The organism is Maribacter spongiicola (assembly GCF_052119685.1).
GTDB classification, from domain to species: Bacteria; Bacteroidota; Bacteroidia; order Flavobacteriales; family Flavobacteriaceae; genus Maribacter; species Maribacter spongiicola_A.
In genome coordinates, this window is record NZ_JBGQOO010000012.1 from 1 (window position 1) to 16,562 (window position 16,562).

Genomic DNA, 16,562 nt, shown 5'->3' on the forward strand with positions numbered 1-16,562 from the left:
TAAAACACCTAATTACGTGCATCAATATGCCGCTTAAAACTAATATTAATCTGTAGCCGTATTTTAGGACGTGACATTTGAAAAAATCATCTAAGACTGAATGAAATTATTCCCAAGTAAATACTTTACGATAGAATTAAGAGAGGATAGAGTGGCTACGTTGGAGGAATTAAAGCGCAACACAAAACTGACTGATAATCTGATTTCTAGTTATACTGACAAAAAATTTATTGGAAAAGTAAATGACAGCGGATTTAAAATAATATCATCTGAAATTGGACGTGGAGCAGTTTGTATTTTTACTGGAGAACTTCAAGATTCTCTAGGGGAATTGGAAATAAGAATTCATAATGCTTTTAAAGTAATGTTTTCTATACTTTTATCATATCCGCTTATTGGATTTGGTATAATTGCCTATAATCAAGGATTTGAAAAAGCAATAAAATTTCTGCCAATTCTTATAATATTTTTACTTTTTATAAGGTTTGTTTTTATAGAATTAAGTTTTCGCTTTATTTCAAAAAGTGGATTGAATAAATTGACAAAAACCCTCGGAATAAAAACGAGGCACAACAATGGCTATAATTAATGTGGGTTTTAGGTTTTAACGCCAAGGTCTTTGTATATTTATGAAGTCCGCCAAATCTTTTGGATTTGGCTTTTAAAATGAAAAAGATAAAAACAAAACGAAAAGCTTTGCCTACGAGCGCAGATGGAAACGAAAAGTTTCCTTGCCTGCCCTACTTGCCATAGCAGTACCATTAAAAAACAAGTTCTTTCTTTTAAATTCAGAAAGAGTATTAAGAAAAAATCAAAGGATTTTAAATAGGGTTTTTTCATTCTTAGATGTTATATAATCAAAACATGATCCTATGAAAAAACTAATAGTATTGACTTTGACGATGATTCTGCTCTTAAGCTGCGATCCGGTATCTGATATGGAAGCTACTATTGAAAATTTGACTTCTGAAAACCTGACGATAGAATTTATATCCTTTGATGTAAATTCTAGTAAAATATTACAAATTGCTCCCAATGAAATTCAACTCTTTCAAGAAAGTTTTGATATTGGAAGTACATTTCTTGAACCTTCACTTGTGGAATACGACTCTGTAGTTATTAAAAATCAGTTGAAAGAGGTACTAAAAGTGTACAAACCGAATGGCGCCAATAGAAATATTTATAACATAGAGAGCTATTGGATTGCCAGCGAACCATCAAAAAGATTTTTCAAATATGAATTTGTAATAAATGAAGAGGATATCGAATAAACGCATTTACCAACAAAGAACTGAGGTAAAAAACAAACAAATTCTTCTTTAATCTGAGACCATATTATTCTAGGTTCATAAATTCAAAAAACAGATTCTTGAGCTTTTTTTATTCCTTTTATTTTCTGTTTATTTAGTTAATCTATATAACGAAATAAGCATACTTGTATCTAGCTCTACCCCAAAATCCTTATCCTTTATTGTCTCTTTGGTTAATCTAATTACCTTATCTTCAAACTAAGTAACAAACATTCGACCTAAGCCATTGTAGACGTTTATGAAAAAAATAATACCATATGTGATCTTGTGTTTTATATCAGGTTATTTATTCGGTCAAAAAAACGAAACGGAAGATCTTAAAAAGTATGATTCTTATCTGGTTAAAAATCTAGAAATGGGTAAATGGAAGACAAAAAGTTTTCTGAAAAACGGACTTGTAACAGTTAAGGAAGTTTATTACAAAAAGGAGTTAAGAAGTAAATGGAAATATTTTTATGACGAAAACCAAAACGAAAAGCTGTCAATCAGAACTTTTGACATAAATCAAGGAATAATCAATGATACCATCGAGATTGAACTACTATATTTTCAAGATAGTTTATTAGTTCAAAAACATAGTTTAGGTACTATTGAAAAATATTCAGACTTTAATAAATTCGATAAGCCAAGAATACTTGAAAGAACGCAAGAATTTGGTTTCCTTCCTTATAAAGAGATTTTTGAGTATGATGCTAATGGCGATAGGTCTAAAGAAATGGCATATTCTGAATTCCGAAATACCAAAGACTCTTTAGTTCAGGAATTAGAAATTAACCGTTATAGGTATGATTCAAATAATAACGTGATTGAAGTAATACGTGAATATATTCCAGAAAAGACGTTTCCAATTCCGATTACAGGCGGACCTTCTTTGTTTGCAATTGAAAAATTCAGATTCGTTTACAACAAAGACGGACTTTGGACAAAAAAGTATAAAACGGTAAATGGTGTTGAGAAATTAATTCTAAAGAGAAAACTAAAATAACGGTTTACAACAAAGCCGAAAAGTAATGCGGATTTTTGAGTAAAACAGAAAAGTCTTTTTATACCTCATATCAACACGTTTTAATCTTCAAATAATCTTTACATACCGCTACCCTACCATACTGTTGAAATAATGTAAATTACCAAAACTAAACACAAACCAAAAATGATAAAATTAATTTTTACCTTCTTAGCTTTTTTCTCTTTATCGTTCACTATACATTCTCAAACGATAGATACGCTAGTAAATGTTGGCGGATTTAACATGCATTTAAATATCATTAAAGGAGAAGGAACTCCCATCCTTTTTGAAGCTGGTGGCGGTGATGACAGTTCTGTTTGGGCACCTATTTTAGAAAGAATACATCAGGTTACCGGTACTACATTAATTACGTATGACAGAACAGGTTTCGGACAAAGTGAATTGAATCCGAATTTAAAAAGCGATTCAGATTTTGGAATTGAAAACGGAATAAAAGAATTGGAAACCGCACTTGCAAAATTAGGATACAACAATGAAATTATTTTGGTATCACATTCCTATGGCGGACTATACAATCTTCTATACGCGAATAAACATCCGAAGAAAGTTAAATCAATTGTTTTAATAGATGCAACTCTTAGTGATTTCTGGAATGAAGATTTCTTGGCTATGAGAGATATGTTTGTTGACATCAACACGATACCAAAAGGCACTGGTGATTATTACCTGAATTTCAATTACAATGAAATTATGCGCTCATTAAGGAATACACAGTTCCCTAACAATATTTCTGTAACAAACATTTTTCCTGATAAATCCGCTCCAGTATATCCTGTAGAATATTCGAATAGATGGAAGAAAGTCCATGTAGATTTAGGTATACAAAACAATAATGTAACTAATATTATAGCTGAAAGCAGTAGTCATGCCGTATTTAGTGATAACCCTGCATTAGTTATCAACGCTATAGTTAAAGCCTATTCAGAAACTTTGGATAAAAATCAACAAAATATTGTGCTACATAAGGCATTAGACAATGCTATTGAGTTATCGATTGAAACTAAGATTAACAATCGTTCTGAACACGATTTAAATATGTTGGGTTATTCATTTTTACAAACCCAAGAATTAAACAAAGCCCTAGATGTATTTAAAACAACAATACTAATATTTCCAGAAAGTGCAAATGCGTATGATAGTTATGGTGAAGCTTTATTGATGGCAGATAAAAAAACGGAGGCTATTGAAATGTATGAAAAATCTATAGTGTTAAACCCTGATAATGAACATGGGAAAGAGGTGCTGTTGAAATTGAAAGAAGAAGAAGAAGAAAAAGAATAACAAATAAAATAAGTTTGAGAGTATAAATCACAAACAAATCATCCAATATCAAATTACAATCTCAATTACGTTTCACTCAATAAATCACCTTTAAAGACGTTACCTAATTTCAACTTAAACCATAAATTATCATGTATAAAAAAGTACTTTTAGCTATTGTCTTTATAGTCGCATTTGTAAAAACAAGTAAAGCTTAAGAATTACAGACTCAAGTAGAAGCAATTAATGCCTTTATAGAAGGTCATAGTGAAAGCGACAGAAATTATTACGCAAAAATCAATGCCACTCAAGAAAACGTTTATTTCTATAATGAAATGCAACATGTAATACAGCTTACATTTCCTGTTTTAAAAATGGACGCAGATAATATAAAAATTACTAAAAAAGGACTCACGTTTTATCCGAAAGAAAAGGGCTTGGTTGTGATAAAAAACTTTTCAACTTTTGCTCCTAAAAACATTGGTACATCTTGGCTTAACCTTATTAAAATGAGCAAGAAAGACAAAATGGAACTACAAGTAATGATGAAGAAGTTCCTTATAGATTATCAAACTGCAATGAAATAGTAGCTTTTAATCAAACGAATGAACAGCAAACAAAAAGCCCTAAGAAATATCTTAGGGCTTTTTGTTATGTATAGTTTTAGCAATTATTTACCGCCGTCTAATTTATCTTGCAATACTTTTAATTTATCCCAATCACCAGAAGCAGCTAATTTAGCTTGCTTTGGCCATGAACCAGGTTTGTGCATGGTATATCGTGGTCCGGCTTCTTTTAGAATTTCTTCAAGAGTCTTTACAGACGCCCCAGCTAATTTCTCGAAAGTCCCGATACCCTTATCCGTTAATATCGATGCAATTTTAGGTCCGATACCTTCAATCTTTTTTAAATCATCTTTCTTAGCCTTGACAGCAGGTTTTTTTGCTACTGGCTTTTTAACTGCTGGTTTCTTAGCTACCGCTTTTTTGACCGGTTTCTTCTTCGCCGGCAAATCAGTTAAATCTACAACGCTATTATCAATACCTGAATACGGCGAGCGCACATAGGCATCCGCAGCGTAATCATTGAACCAGCCTTTATCTTCGCTCAAGTATCTAAACTCGTAACGTTTACCAGTTTCTAGTTTTATGCTTTTTACATAAGACCCGTTCTTTTTTTCCATTCGGTAAGAACTATCGTTCGTTTGCCAATTATTGAAATCTCCCAATAATATAACATTTGCTGCGCTAGGGGCTTCATTTTCCCCAACAGTAAACGTAACGGTAGTATGCGTACCCTTTCCTTTTGTCTCTTTTGTTAATGCCATTTTCTGTAGTGTTTTAATTCTAGATAAAAGTTACATAGAAATTCCTCATTTTCAAAAGTTTGTACCAAGTAATTAGTATAATTTACCAATAATGCAAGATTTTAATTGATCATAAAACTTTTTATTCAAAGACATGGAAACATAAAATTAATTCTCTGCTATGATTATAGCTACTTTGAGATAAAGAATTAAAAAATGTTGGTGAGATTTCAGAAAAAAAACAATTCCTTTAGTTCATTATAATTTATATATCGTAATATTGCAATTAAACAATTAAGCAGATTATGGGATTAGCCAAAACAGAAATGTTTACCGATGAACAAAATGAAATTTCTTTATTTGCGAAGGTATTCGGTCACCCAGCTCGTGTAGCTATATTACAATACCTATTTAAATTAGATAGTTGCATTTGTGGAGACTTGGTAAATAAAATCGGCCTTGCCCAACCTACAATATCTCAACATTTAAAAGAACTAAAACAATTAGGTCTTATAAAAGGAAATGTAGAAGGCACCAGTGTTTGTTATTGTATAGATAAAACCAACTGGTCACATATGAAACAAGTAATGGTACAGTTTTTAGACCAAGACATATCCAACAACGATTGCTGTTAAAAAAATTTAAACACTTTTATCGCTTTATTACGATTAATAAATAAACAAGCATATCATTTTAATTAAAAACAATAATATGAAACTATCAAAAATTAAAGAGCTTTTAGCTCAACAAGAGACTATAGCATTTCAATTACCCAACGGAGATTTAGTACCTAATCACTTTCACGTAACAGAGGTTGGTAAAATAACTAAGAATTTTATCGATTGTGGAGGTACGGTAAGAAATGAAGAAGTTGTAAATTTTCAATTATGGAATGCCAATGATTACGACCATAGATTACATCCAGAAAAATTGATCAATATCATCGAGCTATCTGAAAAGGTTTTAAAGATCAATGATTTAGAAATAGAGGTAGAATACCAAGGACAAACGATAGAGAAATTCGGACTGGATTTTAACGGTACAAATTTCACACTAACGTCGAAACAAACAGACTGCTTGGCAAAAGATAATTGTGGCATATCTGAAGAAAAACCAAAAGTAAAACTATCAGAAGTTAATAACGAACCTTGTTGCACACCTGACGGAAACTGCTGTTAACTACCTATAAACATTAGAAGAAATGATAACTACAGAAACCAACATGTTACCAAAAATTGAGAATTTAATCAAAGAGTTACAGCCAAATTTAATTACGCCAGAACGTAAAGTTGTTTTACAGACATTGGTAGATTTTATACAAGAGAAAACTACCAATGACCAAGAAATAAGAATTAACTTTATTTGTACGCATAATTCTAGAAGAAGTCACCTATCTCAAGTATGGGCACAGACTATGGCTACCTATTTTAATATTAAAAATGTGTATTGCTATTCTGGTGGTACAGAAGCTACGGCATTGTTCCCAATGGTTGCAGAGACTTTAAAGAATCAAGGATTTCAGATTCAAAAACTTTCTGATACCAGCAATCCGGTTTATGCCATTAAATTTTCTGAGAACGAGTATCCGGTCATAGGGTTTTCAAAATCATATGAAGATTCTTTTAATCCGGCTTCGCAGTTTGCGGCAATTATGACCTGCTCTCAAGCAGATGGCGGCTGCCCATTTATTGCGGGTGCCGAAAAAAGGGTTCCTATTACTTTTGATGACCCTAAGGCTTTTGACAACACACCGCAACAAGCTGAAAAATACGCTGAAAGAAGTATTCAAATTGCAACAGAGCTGTTTTACGTATTCTCACAAATCAAATAAAAATGGCATCTAAAAAACTAAGCTTTCTAGATCAAAATTTAACCTGGTGGATATTTGCTGCTATGGCACTTGGTGTGGGTATTGGTTATTTTGTACCTTCCTTTCCAGACATTATCAACACGTTCAATAGTGGTACTACAAATATTCCTATAGCTATTGGTTTAATCTTAATGATGTATCCGCCCTTAGCGAAAGTGAATTATGCTTTACTACCAAAGGTTTTTAGAAACACAAAAATCTTATCTATCAGTCTTATCTTAAACTGGATTATTGGTCCGGTATTAATGTTCATACTCGCCATTACTTTTTTATCTGATTATCCAGAATACATGGTAGGTCTAATTCTTATTGGTCTGGCACGTTGTATTGCAATGGTGTTGGTATGGAACGATCTTGCAGAAGGCAGCAGCGAGTATGGGGCTGGCTTAGTTGCTCTTAATAGTATTTTTCAAGTATTTGCATATAGTTTCTATGCTTGGCTATTTATTACTGTGCTTCCGCCCTATTTCGGTTTTGAAGGTGCTATAGTAGATATATCAATTGGTACCATTGCAGAAAGTGTAGCCATTTATTTAGGTTTACCTTTTTTAATGGGAATACTAAGCAGATTGATTTTAGTGAAATTGAAAGGCGAAGAATGGTACACCAACAAATTTATACCCACCATATCGCCTATGACTTTGATAGCGCTATTATTTACAATTGTCATCATGTTCTCTTTAAAAGGTGAACTGATTGTAGAAATACCAATGGATGTGCTGATTATTGCAATACCATTACTGATCTATTTTACATTAATGTTTATCATAGGTTTCTTTTTCACCAAGGCAACCGGAGCAGCATATGATAAAACAGCATCTGTCGCCTTCACGGCAGCCGGAAACAATTTTGAATTAGCCATTGCTGTTGCTATTGCCGTATTCGGTTTAAATTCCGGTCAAGCATTTGCTGGGGTTATTGGTCCTTTGGTTGAGGTACCTGCATTGATTTTTTTAGTAAAGGTTTCCTTTTGGTTGAAGAAAAAATACTTTGGTAGTTCTACGCCCAAAACAGTATAATTTAACTAATCACAAACATTTTTTTTTAGAAGGTCAGGATAGAAAACCTGACCTTTTTATGGACTACAAAAATACTATCACAAGTCTAAAAAAACTTCATTACCAATTTATGTGTCAAAATCACCAATAAGTGTAAAATTACTAGCAACTACATTAATATCTTTGCCGTTGATTATAAGCTTCAACTTAGCTATCATTTTAGAATAATGCGGTTACATCGTTACATTATCTTAGACAAAATTATTTCGAGATAGCTCTTAACTTATAAACACAAGAAGAAGAAAAGGGCAAAGAAAATTTATATGCTAATACAAATTATAAAAAATATAATGGTAACCACTTTAATTATAATAGGTCTATTGGCCATAGCTGTTCTGGCATTAACCAATTTCTACCCCAGTTTTGGCGGTAATAGCTCCGAAAGTCAAAAATTGACCTATGAACAATCACAACAATTTAGAGAAGGTAAATTTCGAAATGTGGAAGCAGTACCAAAAGACCTAGAGTTATCTGATAAGCTAGGTTTGGCATATAAATTTTTTACTACCAAGGTCCCAAATGGTCGCCCTAAAGCCGATTTAATTCCACAAAAAATAGATTCTATACATTTAGCCGATTATGACGGAGAAGCAAGGATGATATGGTTTGGTCATTCTTCTTTTTTATTACAGATTGATGGGAAAAATATTCTAATTGACCCCATGTTCGGCGCAGTAGCAGCCCCTCACCCACTTTTAGGCGAAAAACGATTTAATAAAGAATTCCCGATTTCGATTGATAAACTACCACAGATTGATGCAGTTATTTTTTCGCATGATCACTATGACCATTTAGATTATGAATCGGTTTTAAAGATCAAGGATAAAACAAATCATTTTTACACTCCACTAGGTGTTGGTAACCATTTGACCAAATGGGGTGTTTCTAATGCTAAAATCACAGAGATGGATTGGTGGGAAGAGACTCAATTCGGTAATCTAAAATTTGTATGTACACCAGCGCAACATTTCTCTGGTAGAGGGTTGAACAATGCGCAAAGTACTTTGTGGAGTTCTTGGGTAATTACCTCACCAAATGAAAACATATATTTTAGCGGTGACAGCGGTTATGCTGATCACTTTAAAGAAATAGGAGAAAAATACGGACCATTTGACCTGGCTTTAATGGAATGCGGACAGTACAATCAAATGTGGTCAGATATTCACATGATGCCCGAAGAAACTGCTCAAGCCGGTATCGATGTCAAAGCAAAAAAAATAATGCCAATTCATTGGGCAGGATTTAAACTTGCCTTGCATGAATGGACTGATCCTATTAAAAGAGTTGAAGCAAAAGCAACTGAATTGAACCTACAGGTAATCTCGCCTCAAATTGGGCAAGAGATTATTGTAAAAGATTCCTCTACTACCTACCCCAAATGGTGGCAGAACATTTAAATAATTTGTAATGAAAGAAATTATTAAGATAAATACAATTGCGACCGTTTATTATTACTTTGAGTTATAGATACCAAGACTCCCATTAATTTCCGTATTGATGATTGGCGATAATTGGAAACAAATCTATTTAGAAAATTTTAAATATTTCTTTGATCGATATCATATCAGCTTAAAAGTATAGTTAGACTTTTACCATTTTAAACTATGGTAGTAACTCATATGATTACCAAGAAGGCTTTATACTCTTTTTGGCGCCAAATCAAATAATGAAATTTAAAAAACAAAACATTAAAACAAAGACCAAGACATTAAAAAATTTATCTACTTCCTTAATTAAATAGCAAATCTATTTTTGCTAATAACATTAACTCAGACTTATTGTTGCCTGAGAATGAACTTGCAATAGCCTTGGCCGTCTTTTTGGTCAAGGTTTTTATTTTATCTGAAAATGCATGTGGATGAATTTTATAAAATTCTTTGAATTCATCAAAACACTCTTTACCACTTTTTTCAGACTCCATTAAAACATCAAACACAATTTCAATTTGGTTGGCTGCATCGGTACCATAACGGTCGGTAAAATCATCTATATACAACCAATCTTCTTTTACATACTCTTTAACTTTTTCCCATTCATTATTGTGCACGGTACCGTCAGATATGGCCACGGCATAAAATAGCTTACCTAAATTTTCATAAAGTCCGTTCATTGTTTTTGCAGTATTTTCCATTTTATCTTGTTTTAGTTGAATACCTAGTAAAAATATGGAGTAGGATGTAATTTTTATATGACAAAAATCAGTAGTAATCGATATATTTGATACATGCAGGATTTTCAAGAAAACAGTGACATTTTCAACTTACTATCAGAAGGTGTTTCAGAAGGTATTATCGTTGTAAATGCCGATCAAATTATTGTAGCCACAAACACCTCTTCCCTACAAATGTTTGGGTACCAAAAAGGCGAACTAATTGGCAAGCCCTTAGATATTCTTATTCCTAAAAGATACCATGCCGGTCATGATGCCCATGTAGATAATTTTATTGCTAAAAGTGACAAACGCCAAATGGGACATGGTAGAAATTTATACGGTATCTGTAAAGATGGCAAAGAATTTCCTGTTGAGGCAGGCTTAAATCCGTTTGAATTTTATGGCGCTACTTATGTAATGGCATTGGTAATCGATATTACAGAACGTAAAAATAGAGAGGAAGAACTAAGCCACTGGGCTCGAATTTTTGACGAATCGCTAAATGAAATTTTTATTTTTGATGCCGAAACGTTTAAGTTTTTGAATGTAAATAAAGAAGCTAAACGAAATATAGGGTATTCATTTGAAGAGTTATACACTATGACTCCGGTTGATATTAAACCAGATATGGATATTTCTGAATTTAATACATTGATTGCTCCTTTAGTCAATGATGAAACCGCAAAAGTAAAGTTCGAAACAAGACATGGAAGAAAAGATGGAACTTTGTACCCAGTTGAAGTACATTTACAATTATCGAAACTAGGAGATAAAGAGGTTTTCGTAGCCTTTATTTTAGACATCACAGAAAGAAAGAATTACACCGAAAACTTAGAGAATCTAGTTGAAGAGCGCACACACCAACTTACGGAAGCTCTGGCAGTTGAGAAGGAATTGAACGAGCTTAAAACGCGTTTTTTATCCCTAGTATCTCATGAATTTAAAACACCTTTAAGTAGTATACTAACATCGATTACCTTACTTGGTAAATATACCGAAACAGACCAGCAGCCAAAGCGAGACAAACATGTTACCACTATTAAAAATAAGGTGAAATATTTGGATACCATACTTAATGATTTTCTGTCCGTCGAACGATTAGAATCTGGTAAGGTGAATTATAAAATTGAAGAATTTCCGTTGAGTAAAACTGTGAATGAAGTAGTATATAATGCTAACATGTTACTTAAATCTGGTCAACAAATACGTTATCCAGAGAACATTGACGAATTAAACATCCAGTTCGATGAAAAGACCTTAGAGTTGGCTTTATCCAATTTAGTTCATAATGCTATTAAGTATTCTCCAGAAGATTCTACCATTGATATAAAAGTGGACATAAAAGATACAGGTTACGCCATTAGCGTAATTGATGAAGGTATTGGTATACCAGAAGAAGAGCAAAAACACATATTTAATCGTTATTTTAGAGCAGAGAACGCTTTATTGACACAAGGCACCGGTATTGGTTTAAATATCGCCAAACAACATATAGAGAACTTAGGTGGTAGTCTTGAGTTTTCAAGTGCAGAAAGTATGGGCTCAACATTTACTTTATGTATTCCAAAATTAAAAACCAACTAGAAGATGAAAAGAATTTTATTGATTGAGGATGACAAAGCCTTACGAGAAAATACAGAAGAACTTTTAGAATTAGCGGGCTATAGTGTTATAACAGCACCTAATGGAAAAATAGGTATTACAGCCGCCATTGAGAATTTACCAGATATTATCATTTGCGATATTATGATGCCCGAGGTCGACGGTTATGGTGTGCTTGAAAATCTTTCCAGTAATGAAAAAACAAAGCAAATACCATTCATTTTTCTATCTGCGAAAACCGAGCATAAAGAAATACGAAAGGGAATGGACCTCGGGGCAGATGACTACCTAACCAAACCCTTTGAAGAAGACGATTTAATGAGTGCCGTAGAAAGTAGATTGGCGAAGGCTGAACTTTTGTTACGTATGCAAGATGAAACTTCAAAGGAACACGGCGTTTCTGAAAATGAAATGCGCACCATTCATGAACTTAAAAACTTCTTTGATGATAATGGCGAGTTGGCAAATTTCAAGGAAGGAGAAAAGATTTATGATGAAGATAGCCGTTCTAACAAAATTTATCTCATTTTAAAAGGACTGGTAAAATGCTACAATATGGATCCTGACGGTAAAGAATTAATAACATCTTTAGCTAAGGCAGATGATTTTTTAGGCTTCACCTCTTTTTTGAACAATGTACCCTATCAAGAATCGGCTAAAGCAATGAGCGATGTTGAGCTAGCAGGTATTTCTAAAGAAAGCTTAACAGAAATACTGAACGAAAACAAGACTATTTCTATGGAACTTATGGAGCTTTTATCTGCAAATATTTCTAATATAAAAGCTCAATTATTACAAATGGCCTATAGTTCTGTACGCAGAAAAACAGCGCAAACCTTATTACAATTTGCCGATGTCATGAATACCAAACCAAATGAGCCCATTAGAATTTCACGTAACGATCTTGCCAGTGTGGCAGGTATAGCGACCGAAAGTTTAATACGCACATTATCTGGATTTAAAAAAGAAGGCCTTATTGCTATTGAAGGTCGCAACATTCAAATCATGGAAATAAAAGCATTACAATATGTAAATTAAACGATATCTGATATTTATCATTTATCACGTTTCAATAACGATTTACTTTTGTTTGGTAAGTCAATTGAATGAAACATATTTTAATTCCAACAGATTTCTCTAGCAATTCATGGAATGCCCTAGAATACGCCCTAAACTTGTTAACAAATGAGCGGTGTCTATTTTACATCTTACATGTCGATGAGCTACGTAATTCAGACATTCAAGGAAATTCTTTAATGGTAATGACTAGCCCCAAAAGAATCTCTGCAAAAGAAAATCTACAACTTCTTTTAAAAAAAATTTCAAATTTACCGAGCAATGCGTTACATCAATTTATTGCCTTAGAAGAATATGGTAATTTAATTGATTTGGTTAGAAAAACAGTAGAAGAAAAAAGGATTGATTTAATAGTAATGGGCACAAAAGGTGCATCGGGCATAAAGGCATCTATCATTGGTAGTAATACTGGAAATATAATAACAAGAATAGCCTGTAATGTGTTGGTTATACCCGAAAATACGATTATTAAAAATCCGATAAAAATTGGATTTCCTACAGACTTTAATCTGTTCTACACCTACCCTATTTTAAACTCCCTCACAGAGATTCTTGAAATTTCGAATGCGAAGCTAGAAGTGATTCACGTAACGCAATCAAAACCTAATTTTTCAAATACTCAAGTAATCAACCAAGCCTATCTACATGATTATTTAAAAGAATTATTTACCGAAAACCATAGCTTTAATCATATTCTAGGTAAAAACGTTAGAGATTCAATTTTAAATTATATCGAAGAGAATAAAATTGAAATGCTGACTATGGTCGCAAAAAACCTAAACCTATTTCAACAAGTATTCTTTAACAACTCGGTTGAAGAGCTAAGCCACCAAACCTCTATTCCTCTATTGGTCATGCATGAGTAATATATACAAATCATCATGATTTGGTTTTGTTCGATTTTCAATTACATGAACACCATCACTTTTTTAGCGATTGCATCAAAAATTTAAGATAATCTGTCTTTTCAAAGAACATAAGAACGTATGTAATTAGCCCTCAAAATCGTACTTTTGCACCTTTGCTATGAATACATGATTAATTTTGAAGAAAATATAGAAGTTAAGGGCGCGCGCGTTCATAACCTTAAGAATATAGATGTTACCATTCCCCGAAATAAACTGGTTGTCATAACCGGCTTATCTGGTAGTGGAAAATCTTCGTTGGCTTTTGACACTATTTATGCTGAAGGGCAAAGGCGTTATATTGAAACCTTTTCTGCATATGCAAGACAATTTTTAGGCGGCTTAGAACGACCAGATGTTGATAAAATCGATGGTCTATCTCCTGTTATTGCTATAGAACAAAAGACGACCTCTAAATCGCCAAGGTCTACCGTTGGTACTATTACCGAAATATATGATTTCTTAAGATTACTTTTTGCCCGTGCAGCAGATGCACATAGTTACAACACAGGCGAAAAAATGGTTAGTTATAGCGATGAACAAATTAAAAGCTTGATCATTGAATCGTATAACGGAAAGAAAATAAACATTCTTGCGCCGGTAATTAAATCAAGAAAAGGTCATTACCGTGAACTATTTGAACAAATTGCCAAGCAAGGTTTCGTAAAGGTTCGCGTTGATGGTGAAGTAAAAGATATCGTTAAAGGCATGAAAGTGGATCGTTACAAGGTGCACGATATAGAGATTGTCATTGATCGTTTAAAAGTAGTTGAAAGCGAAGATTTTCATAAACGTTTATCTGAAACTATAAATACAGCTATGTATAGTGGCGACAATGTATTAATGGTTTTAGAAGAAGGTACCGATCTACCAAGATATTTCAGTAGAGATTTAATGTGCCCTTCAACGGGTATCTCCTATCCTGCCCCAGAACCTAATACTTTTTCATTTAACTCACCGAAAGGCATGTGCCCCTATTGCAGTGGCTTAGGTCATGTGTATGAGGTAAATGAGAAAAAGATATTCCCTAATAAAAAACTATCTATTAAAGGTGGCGGAATAGCCCCATTGGGAGACTATAAAAAATCTTGGGCATTTAAACAGATCGAAACTATAGCAGAACGCTATAATTTTGAAATAACGGATCCTATAGATACTATTCCAACTGAAGCCATTGAGATTCTTTTAAACGGTGGTAAAGAAAGTTTTGAAGTAGACTCCAAAACATTAGGCGTAAAACGCACTTATAAAATTGATTATGAAGGAATTTCTAATTTCATAAAAAATCAGTTCGAAGAAGCAGCCTCAACATCAATTAAACGATGGGCAAAAGAATATATGGACAGAATTACTTGTCCGTCATGCACAGGTTTCCGTCTTAGAAAAGAATCACTTTACTTCAAAATAGAAGATAAGAATATTGCCGAGCTTGCTAATCTTGACATTGTTGAACTAGCAGCATTCTTTAATGGTTTAGATAAAAAGCTTACAGGCAATCAACTAAAAATAGCCGAAGAAATTATAAAAGAGATCAGTACTAGAATCCAGTTTTTACTAGATGTAGGTCTCGATTATTTATCATTGAACAGAAGCTCTAAATCGTTATCTGGTGGTGAAGCACAACGTATAAGATTAGCTACCCAAATTGGATCGCAATTGGTAGGTGTACTTTATATTCTAGATGAGCCAAGTATTGGTCTACATCAAAGAGATAATGAACGATTGATCAAATCATTAGAATCTCTTAGAGACATTGGTAATTCTGTTATCGTGGTAGAACATGACCGCGATATGATAGAAAGAGCTGATCATGTAATTGATATTGGTCCTAAAGCAGGTAAAAACGGTGGAGAAATTATATCTCAAGGTACGCCTGAAGAATTGAAGAATGTTCATACACTTACTGCCGATTATATGACCGGTGTTAAGAAGATTGAAGTCCCAAAAAAGAGAAGACCGGGTAATGGTCATGAAATTGTATTATCTGGTTGTACTGGTAATAACTTAAAGAACTTAACCGTCAAATTTCCTTTAGGAAAAATGATTGGCGTTACGGGAGTATCTGGTAGTGGTAAATCAACTTTGATCAACGAAACGCTTTATCCAATAATGAACGCCCATTATTTCAATGGCGTTAAAAAACCAATGCCATATAAGAAAATTACGGGGCTAGAGCATATCGATAAAGTTATTGATATCAACCAATCACCAATTGGTAGAACACCAAGATCAAACCCGGCGACATATACTGGTTTATTTGGCGAAATACGTTCGCTATTCGCAAAAACTACCGAAGCATCTATAAGGGGTTACAAACCTGGTAGATTCAGTTTTAATGTAAAAGGCGGGCGCTGTGAAACATGTCAAGGAGGCGGACTACGAGTTATTGAAATGAATTTCTTGCCAGATGTTTATGTTGAATGTGAAACATGTAACGGTAAAAGATTTAATAGAGAAACGCTAGAAATACGTTACAAAGGCAAGTCCATTTCAGATGTTTTAGAAATGACCATTAATGAAGCAGTGTCATTTTTTGAACTTATTCCGAAAATACATCGTAAGTTAAAGACCATTCAAGATGTTGGCTTAGGTTATATATCTTTAGGGCAGCAATCGACAACGCTATCAGGTGGCGAAGCGCAACGTATAAAATTGGCAACAGAACTTTCGAAGAGAGATACGGGCAATACGTTCTATATTTTAGATGAGCCTACAACCGGACTTCATTTTGAAGATATTAGGGTTTTAATGGATGTTTTGAATACTTTAGCTGATAAAGGAAATACTGTGTTAGTTATTGAACATAATATGGACGTAATTAAAATGGTAGATTACATTATTGACATCGGTTACGAAGGCGGCCGCTCTGGTGGGCAGTTAGTAGCTAAAGGCACGCCAGAAGAGGTTGCAAAAGACAAGAAAAGTTATACCGCAGAGTTTTTAAAGAGAGAATTAAAATAATTAGATAAAAATCTATCTAAAAAGAATATAAAAT

At 33.4% G+C, this 16,562-nt stretch carries 16 protein-coding genes; 14 read left to right on the top strand and 2 right to left on the bottom strand.

Annotated elements, in window-relative coordinates; genetic code table 11:
* Nucleotides 1-100: 100 nt before the first annotated feature.
* The 5 genes from ACEN2N_RS15215 to ACEN2N_RS15235 all read left to right on the top strand — a co-directional run bounded on the left by ACEN2N_RS15215 (nucleotide 101) and on the right by ACEN2N_RS15235 (nucleotide 4,184).
* Nucleotides 101-589, top strand: coding sequence for a hypothetical protein (locus ACEN2N_RS15215; protein ID WP_441825116.1), 489 nt, complete (start codon nucleotides 101-103; stop codon nucleotides 587-589).
* A 283-nt stretch (nucleotides 590-872) separates the two neighbouring features.
* Nucleotides 873-1,271 (top strand): hypothetical protein, encoded by a 399-nt coding sequence (locus tag ACEN2N_RS15220; RefSeq protein ID WP_441825117.1) that lies wholly within the window; start codon nucleotides 873-875, stop codon nucleotides 1,269-1,271.
* Between the two features lie 277 nt (nucleotides 1,272-1,548).
* The gene (locus tag ACEN2N_RS15225; protein WP_441825118.1) at nucleotides 1,549-2,295 is read left to right on the top strand and encodes a hypothetical protein; all 747 of its coding nucleotides are present in this window, start codon (nucleotides 1,549-1,551) and stop codon (nucleotides 2,293-2,295) included.
* A gap of 165 nt (nucleotides 2,296-2,460) precedes the next feature.
* Entirely contained in the window at nucleotides 2,461-3,618 is a 1,158-nt protein-coding gene (locus ACEN2N_RS15230) for an alpha/beta fold hydrolase (protein ID WP_441825119.1), read from the top strand.
* A 353-nt stretch (nucleotides 3,619-3,971) separates the two neighbouring features.
* The gene (locus ACEN2N_RS15235; protein ID WP_441825120.1) at nucleotides 3,972-4,184 is read left to right on the top strand and encodes a hypothetical protein; all 213 of its coding nucleotides are present in this window, start codon (nucleotides 3,972-3,974) and stop codon (nucleotides 4,182-4,184) included.
* An 83-nt stretch (nucleotides 4,185-4,267) separates the two neighbouring features.
* Here the strand turns inward: ACEN2N_RS15235 and ACEN2N_RS15240 are convergent, their stop codons facing one another.
* Complete coding sequence (locus ACEN2N_RS15240) at nucleotides 4,268-4,924, bottom strand: helix-hairpin-helix domain-containing protein (protein ID WP_441825121.1); 657 nt, start codon at nucleotides 4,922-4,924, stop codon at nucleotides 4,268-4,270.
* Between the two features lie 284 nt (nucleotides 4,925-5,208).
* Between ACEN2N_RS15240 and ACEN2N_RS15245 the strand changes: the two genes are divergently transcribed.
* The 5 genes from ACEN2N_RS15245 to ACEN2N_RS15265 all read left to right on the top strand — a co-directional run bounded on the left by ACEN2N_RS15245 (nucleotide 5,209) and on the right by ACEN2N_RS15265 (nucleotide 9,228).
* Nucleotides 5,209-5,538, top strand: a complete 330-nt coding sequence (locus ACEN2N_RS15245) for an ArsR/SmtB family transcription factor (RefSeq protein ID WP_441825122.1) — start codon at nucleotides 5,209-5,211, stop codon at nucleotides 5,536-5,538.
* Nucleotides 5,539-5,614: 76 nt separating this feature from the next.
* On the top strand, nucleotides 5,615-6,082 hold the full coding sequence (locus tag ACEN2N_RS15250; protein ID WP_441825123.1) for a DUF6428 family protein: 468 nt from the start codon (nucleotides 5,615-5,617) through the stop codon (nucleotides 6,080-6,082).
* 22 nt (nucleotides 6,083-6,104) lie between these two features.
* Entirely contained in the window at nucleotides 6,105-6,734 is a 630-nt protein-coding gene (locus ACEN2N_RS15255) for an arsenate-mycothiol transferase ArsC (RefSeq protein WP_441825124.1), read from the top strand.
* Between the two features lie 2 nt (nucleotides 6,735-6,736).
* Complete coding sequence (arsB, locus tag ACEN2N_RS15260; RefSeq protein WP_441825125.1) at nucleotides 6,737-7,792, top strand: ACR3 family arsenite efflux transporter; 1,056 nt, start codon at nucleotides 6,737-6,739, stop codon at nucleotides 7,790-7,792.
* A 302-nt stretch (nucleotides 7,793-8,094) separates the two neighbouring features.
* A complete protein-coding gene (locus tag ACEN2N_RS15265; RefSeq protein ID WP_441825126.1) occupies nucleotides 8,095-9,228 on the top strand; it encodes an MBL fold metallo-hydrolase in 1,134 nt (377 codons plus the stop codon).
* Nucleotides 9,229-9,560: 332 nt separating this feature from the next.
* On the opposite strand, the gene ACEN2N_RS15270 is transcribed toward ACEN2N_RS15265, so the two are convergent.
* The gene (locus tag ACEN2N_RS15270; protein ID WP_441825127.1) at nucleotides 9,561-9,962 is read right to left on the bottom strand and encodes a hypothetical protein; all 402 of its coding nucleotides are present in this window, start codon (nucleotides 9,960-9,962) and stop codon (nucleotides 9,561-9,563) included.
* Nucleotides 9,963-10,055: 93 nt separating this feature from the next.
* Here ACEN2N_RS15270 and ACEN2N_RS15275 point away from each other — a divergent pair, with 93 nt between their 5' ends.
* The 4 genes from ACEN2N_RS15275 to uvrA all read left to right on the top strand — a co-directional run bounded on the left by ACEN2N_RS15275 (nucleotide 10,056) and on the right by uvrA (nucleotide 16,528).
* Complete coding sequence (locus ACEN2N_RS15275; RefSeq protein WP_441825128.1) at nucleotides 10,056-11,567, top strand: PAS domain-containing sensor histidine kinase; 1,512 nt, start codon at nucleotides 10,056-10,058, stop codon at nucleotides 11,565-11,567.
* 3 nt (nucleotides 11,568-11,570) lie between these two features.
* Nucleotides 11,571-12,623, top strand: coding sequence for a response regulator (locus ACEN2N_RS15280; protein ID WP_441825129.1), 1,053 nt, complete (start codon nucleotides 11,571-11,573; stop codon nucleotides 12,621-12,623).
* Nucleotides 12,624-12,691: 68 nt separating this feature from the next.
* Nucleotides 12,692-13,528, top strand: a complete 837-nt coding sequence (locus ACEN2N_RS15285) for a universal stress protein (protein WP_441825130.1) — start codon at nucleotides 12,692-12,694, stop codon at nucleotides 13,526-13,528.
* Nucleotides 13,529-13,696: 168 nt separating this feature from the next.
* Nucleotides 13,697-16,528 (top strand): excinuclease ABC subunit UvrA, encoded by a 2,832-nt coding sequence (uvrA, locus tag ACEN2N_RS15290; protein ID WP_441825131.1) that lies wholly within the window; start codon nucleotides 13,697-13,699, stop codon nucleotides 16,526-16,528.
* Nucleotides 16,529-16,562: the final 34 nt, after the last annotated feature.

What these genes read in the sequence shown, in the direction of transcription:
- ACEN2N_RS15215 (WP_441825116.1), top strand. Translation starts at nt 101, where the DNA reads ATGAAATTATTCCCAAGTAAATACTTTACGATAGAATTAAGAGAGGAT.
- ACEN2N_RS15220 (WP_441825117.1), top strand. Translation starts at nt 873, where the DNA reads ATGAAAAAACTAATAGTATTGACTTTGACGATGATTCTGCTCTTAAGC.
- ACEN2N_RS15225 (WP_441825118.1), top strand. Translation starts at nt 1,549, where the DNA reads ATGAAAAAAATAATACCATATGTGATCTTGTGTTTTATATCAGGTTAT.
- ACEN2N_RS15230 (WP_441825119.1), top strand. Translation starts at nt 2,461, where the DNA reads ATGATAAAATTAATTTTTACCTTCTTAGCTTTTTTCTCTTTATCGTTC.
- ACEN2N_RS15235 (WP_441825120.1), top strand. Translation starts at nt 3,972, where the DNA reads ATGGACGCAGATAATATAAAAATTACTAAAAAAGGACTCACGTTTTAT.
- ACEN2N_RS15240 (WP_441825121.1), bottom strand. Translation starts at nt 4,924, where the DNA reads ATGGCATTAACAAAAGAGACAAAAGGAAAGGGTACGCATACTACCGTT.
- ACEN2N_RS15245 (WP_441825122.1), top strand. Translation starts at nt 5,209, where the DNA reads ATGGGATTAGCCAAAACAGAAATGTTTACCGATGAACAAAATGAAATT.
- ACEN2N_RS15250 (WP_441825123.1), top strand. Translation starts at nt 5,615, where the DNA reads ATGAAACTATCAAAAATTAAAGAGCTTTTAGCTCAACAAGAGACTATA.
- ACEN2N_RS15255 (WP_441825124.1), top strand. Translation starts at nt 6,105, where the DNA reads ATGATAACTACAGAAACCAACATGTTACCAAAAATTGAGAATTTAATC.
- arsB (WP_441825125.1), top strand. Translation starts at nt 6,737, where the DNA reads ATGGCATCTAAAAAACTAAGCTTTCTAGATCAAAATTTAACCTGGTGG.
- ACEN2N_RS15265 (WP_441825126.1), top strand. Translation starts at nt 8,095, where the DNA reads ATGCTAATACAAATTATAAAAAATATAATGGTAACCACTTTAATTATA.
- ACEN2N_RS15270 (WP_441825127.1), bottom strand. Translation starts at nt 9,962, where the DNA reads ATGGAAAATACTGCAAAAACAATGAACGGACTTTATGAAAATTTAGGT.
- ACEN2N_RS15275 (WP_441825128.1), top strand. Translation starts at nt 10,056, where the DNA reads ATGCAGGATTTTCAAGAAAACAGTGACATTTTCAACTTACTATCAGAA.
- ACEN2N_RS15280 (WP_441825129.1), top strand. Translation starts at nt 11,571, where the DNA reads ATGAAAAGAATTTTATTGATTGAGGATGACAAAGCCTTACGAGAAAAT.
- ACEN2N_RS15285 (WP_441825130.1), top strand. Translation starts at nt 12,692, where the DNA reads ATGAAACATATTTTAATTCCAACAGATTTCTCTAGCAATTCATGGAAT.
- uvrA (WP_441825131.1), top strand. Translation starts at nt 13,697, where the DNA reads ATGATTAATTTTGAAGAAAATATAGAAGTTAAGGGCGCGCGCGTTCAT.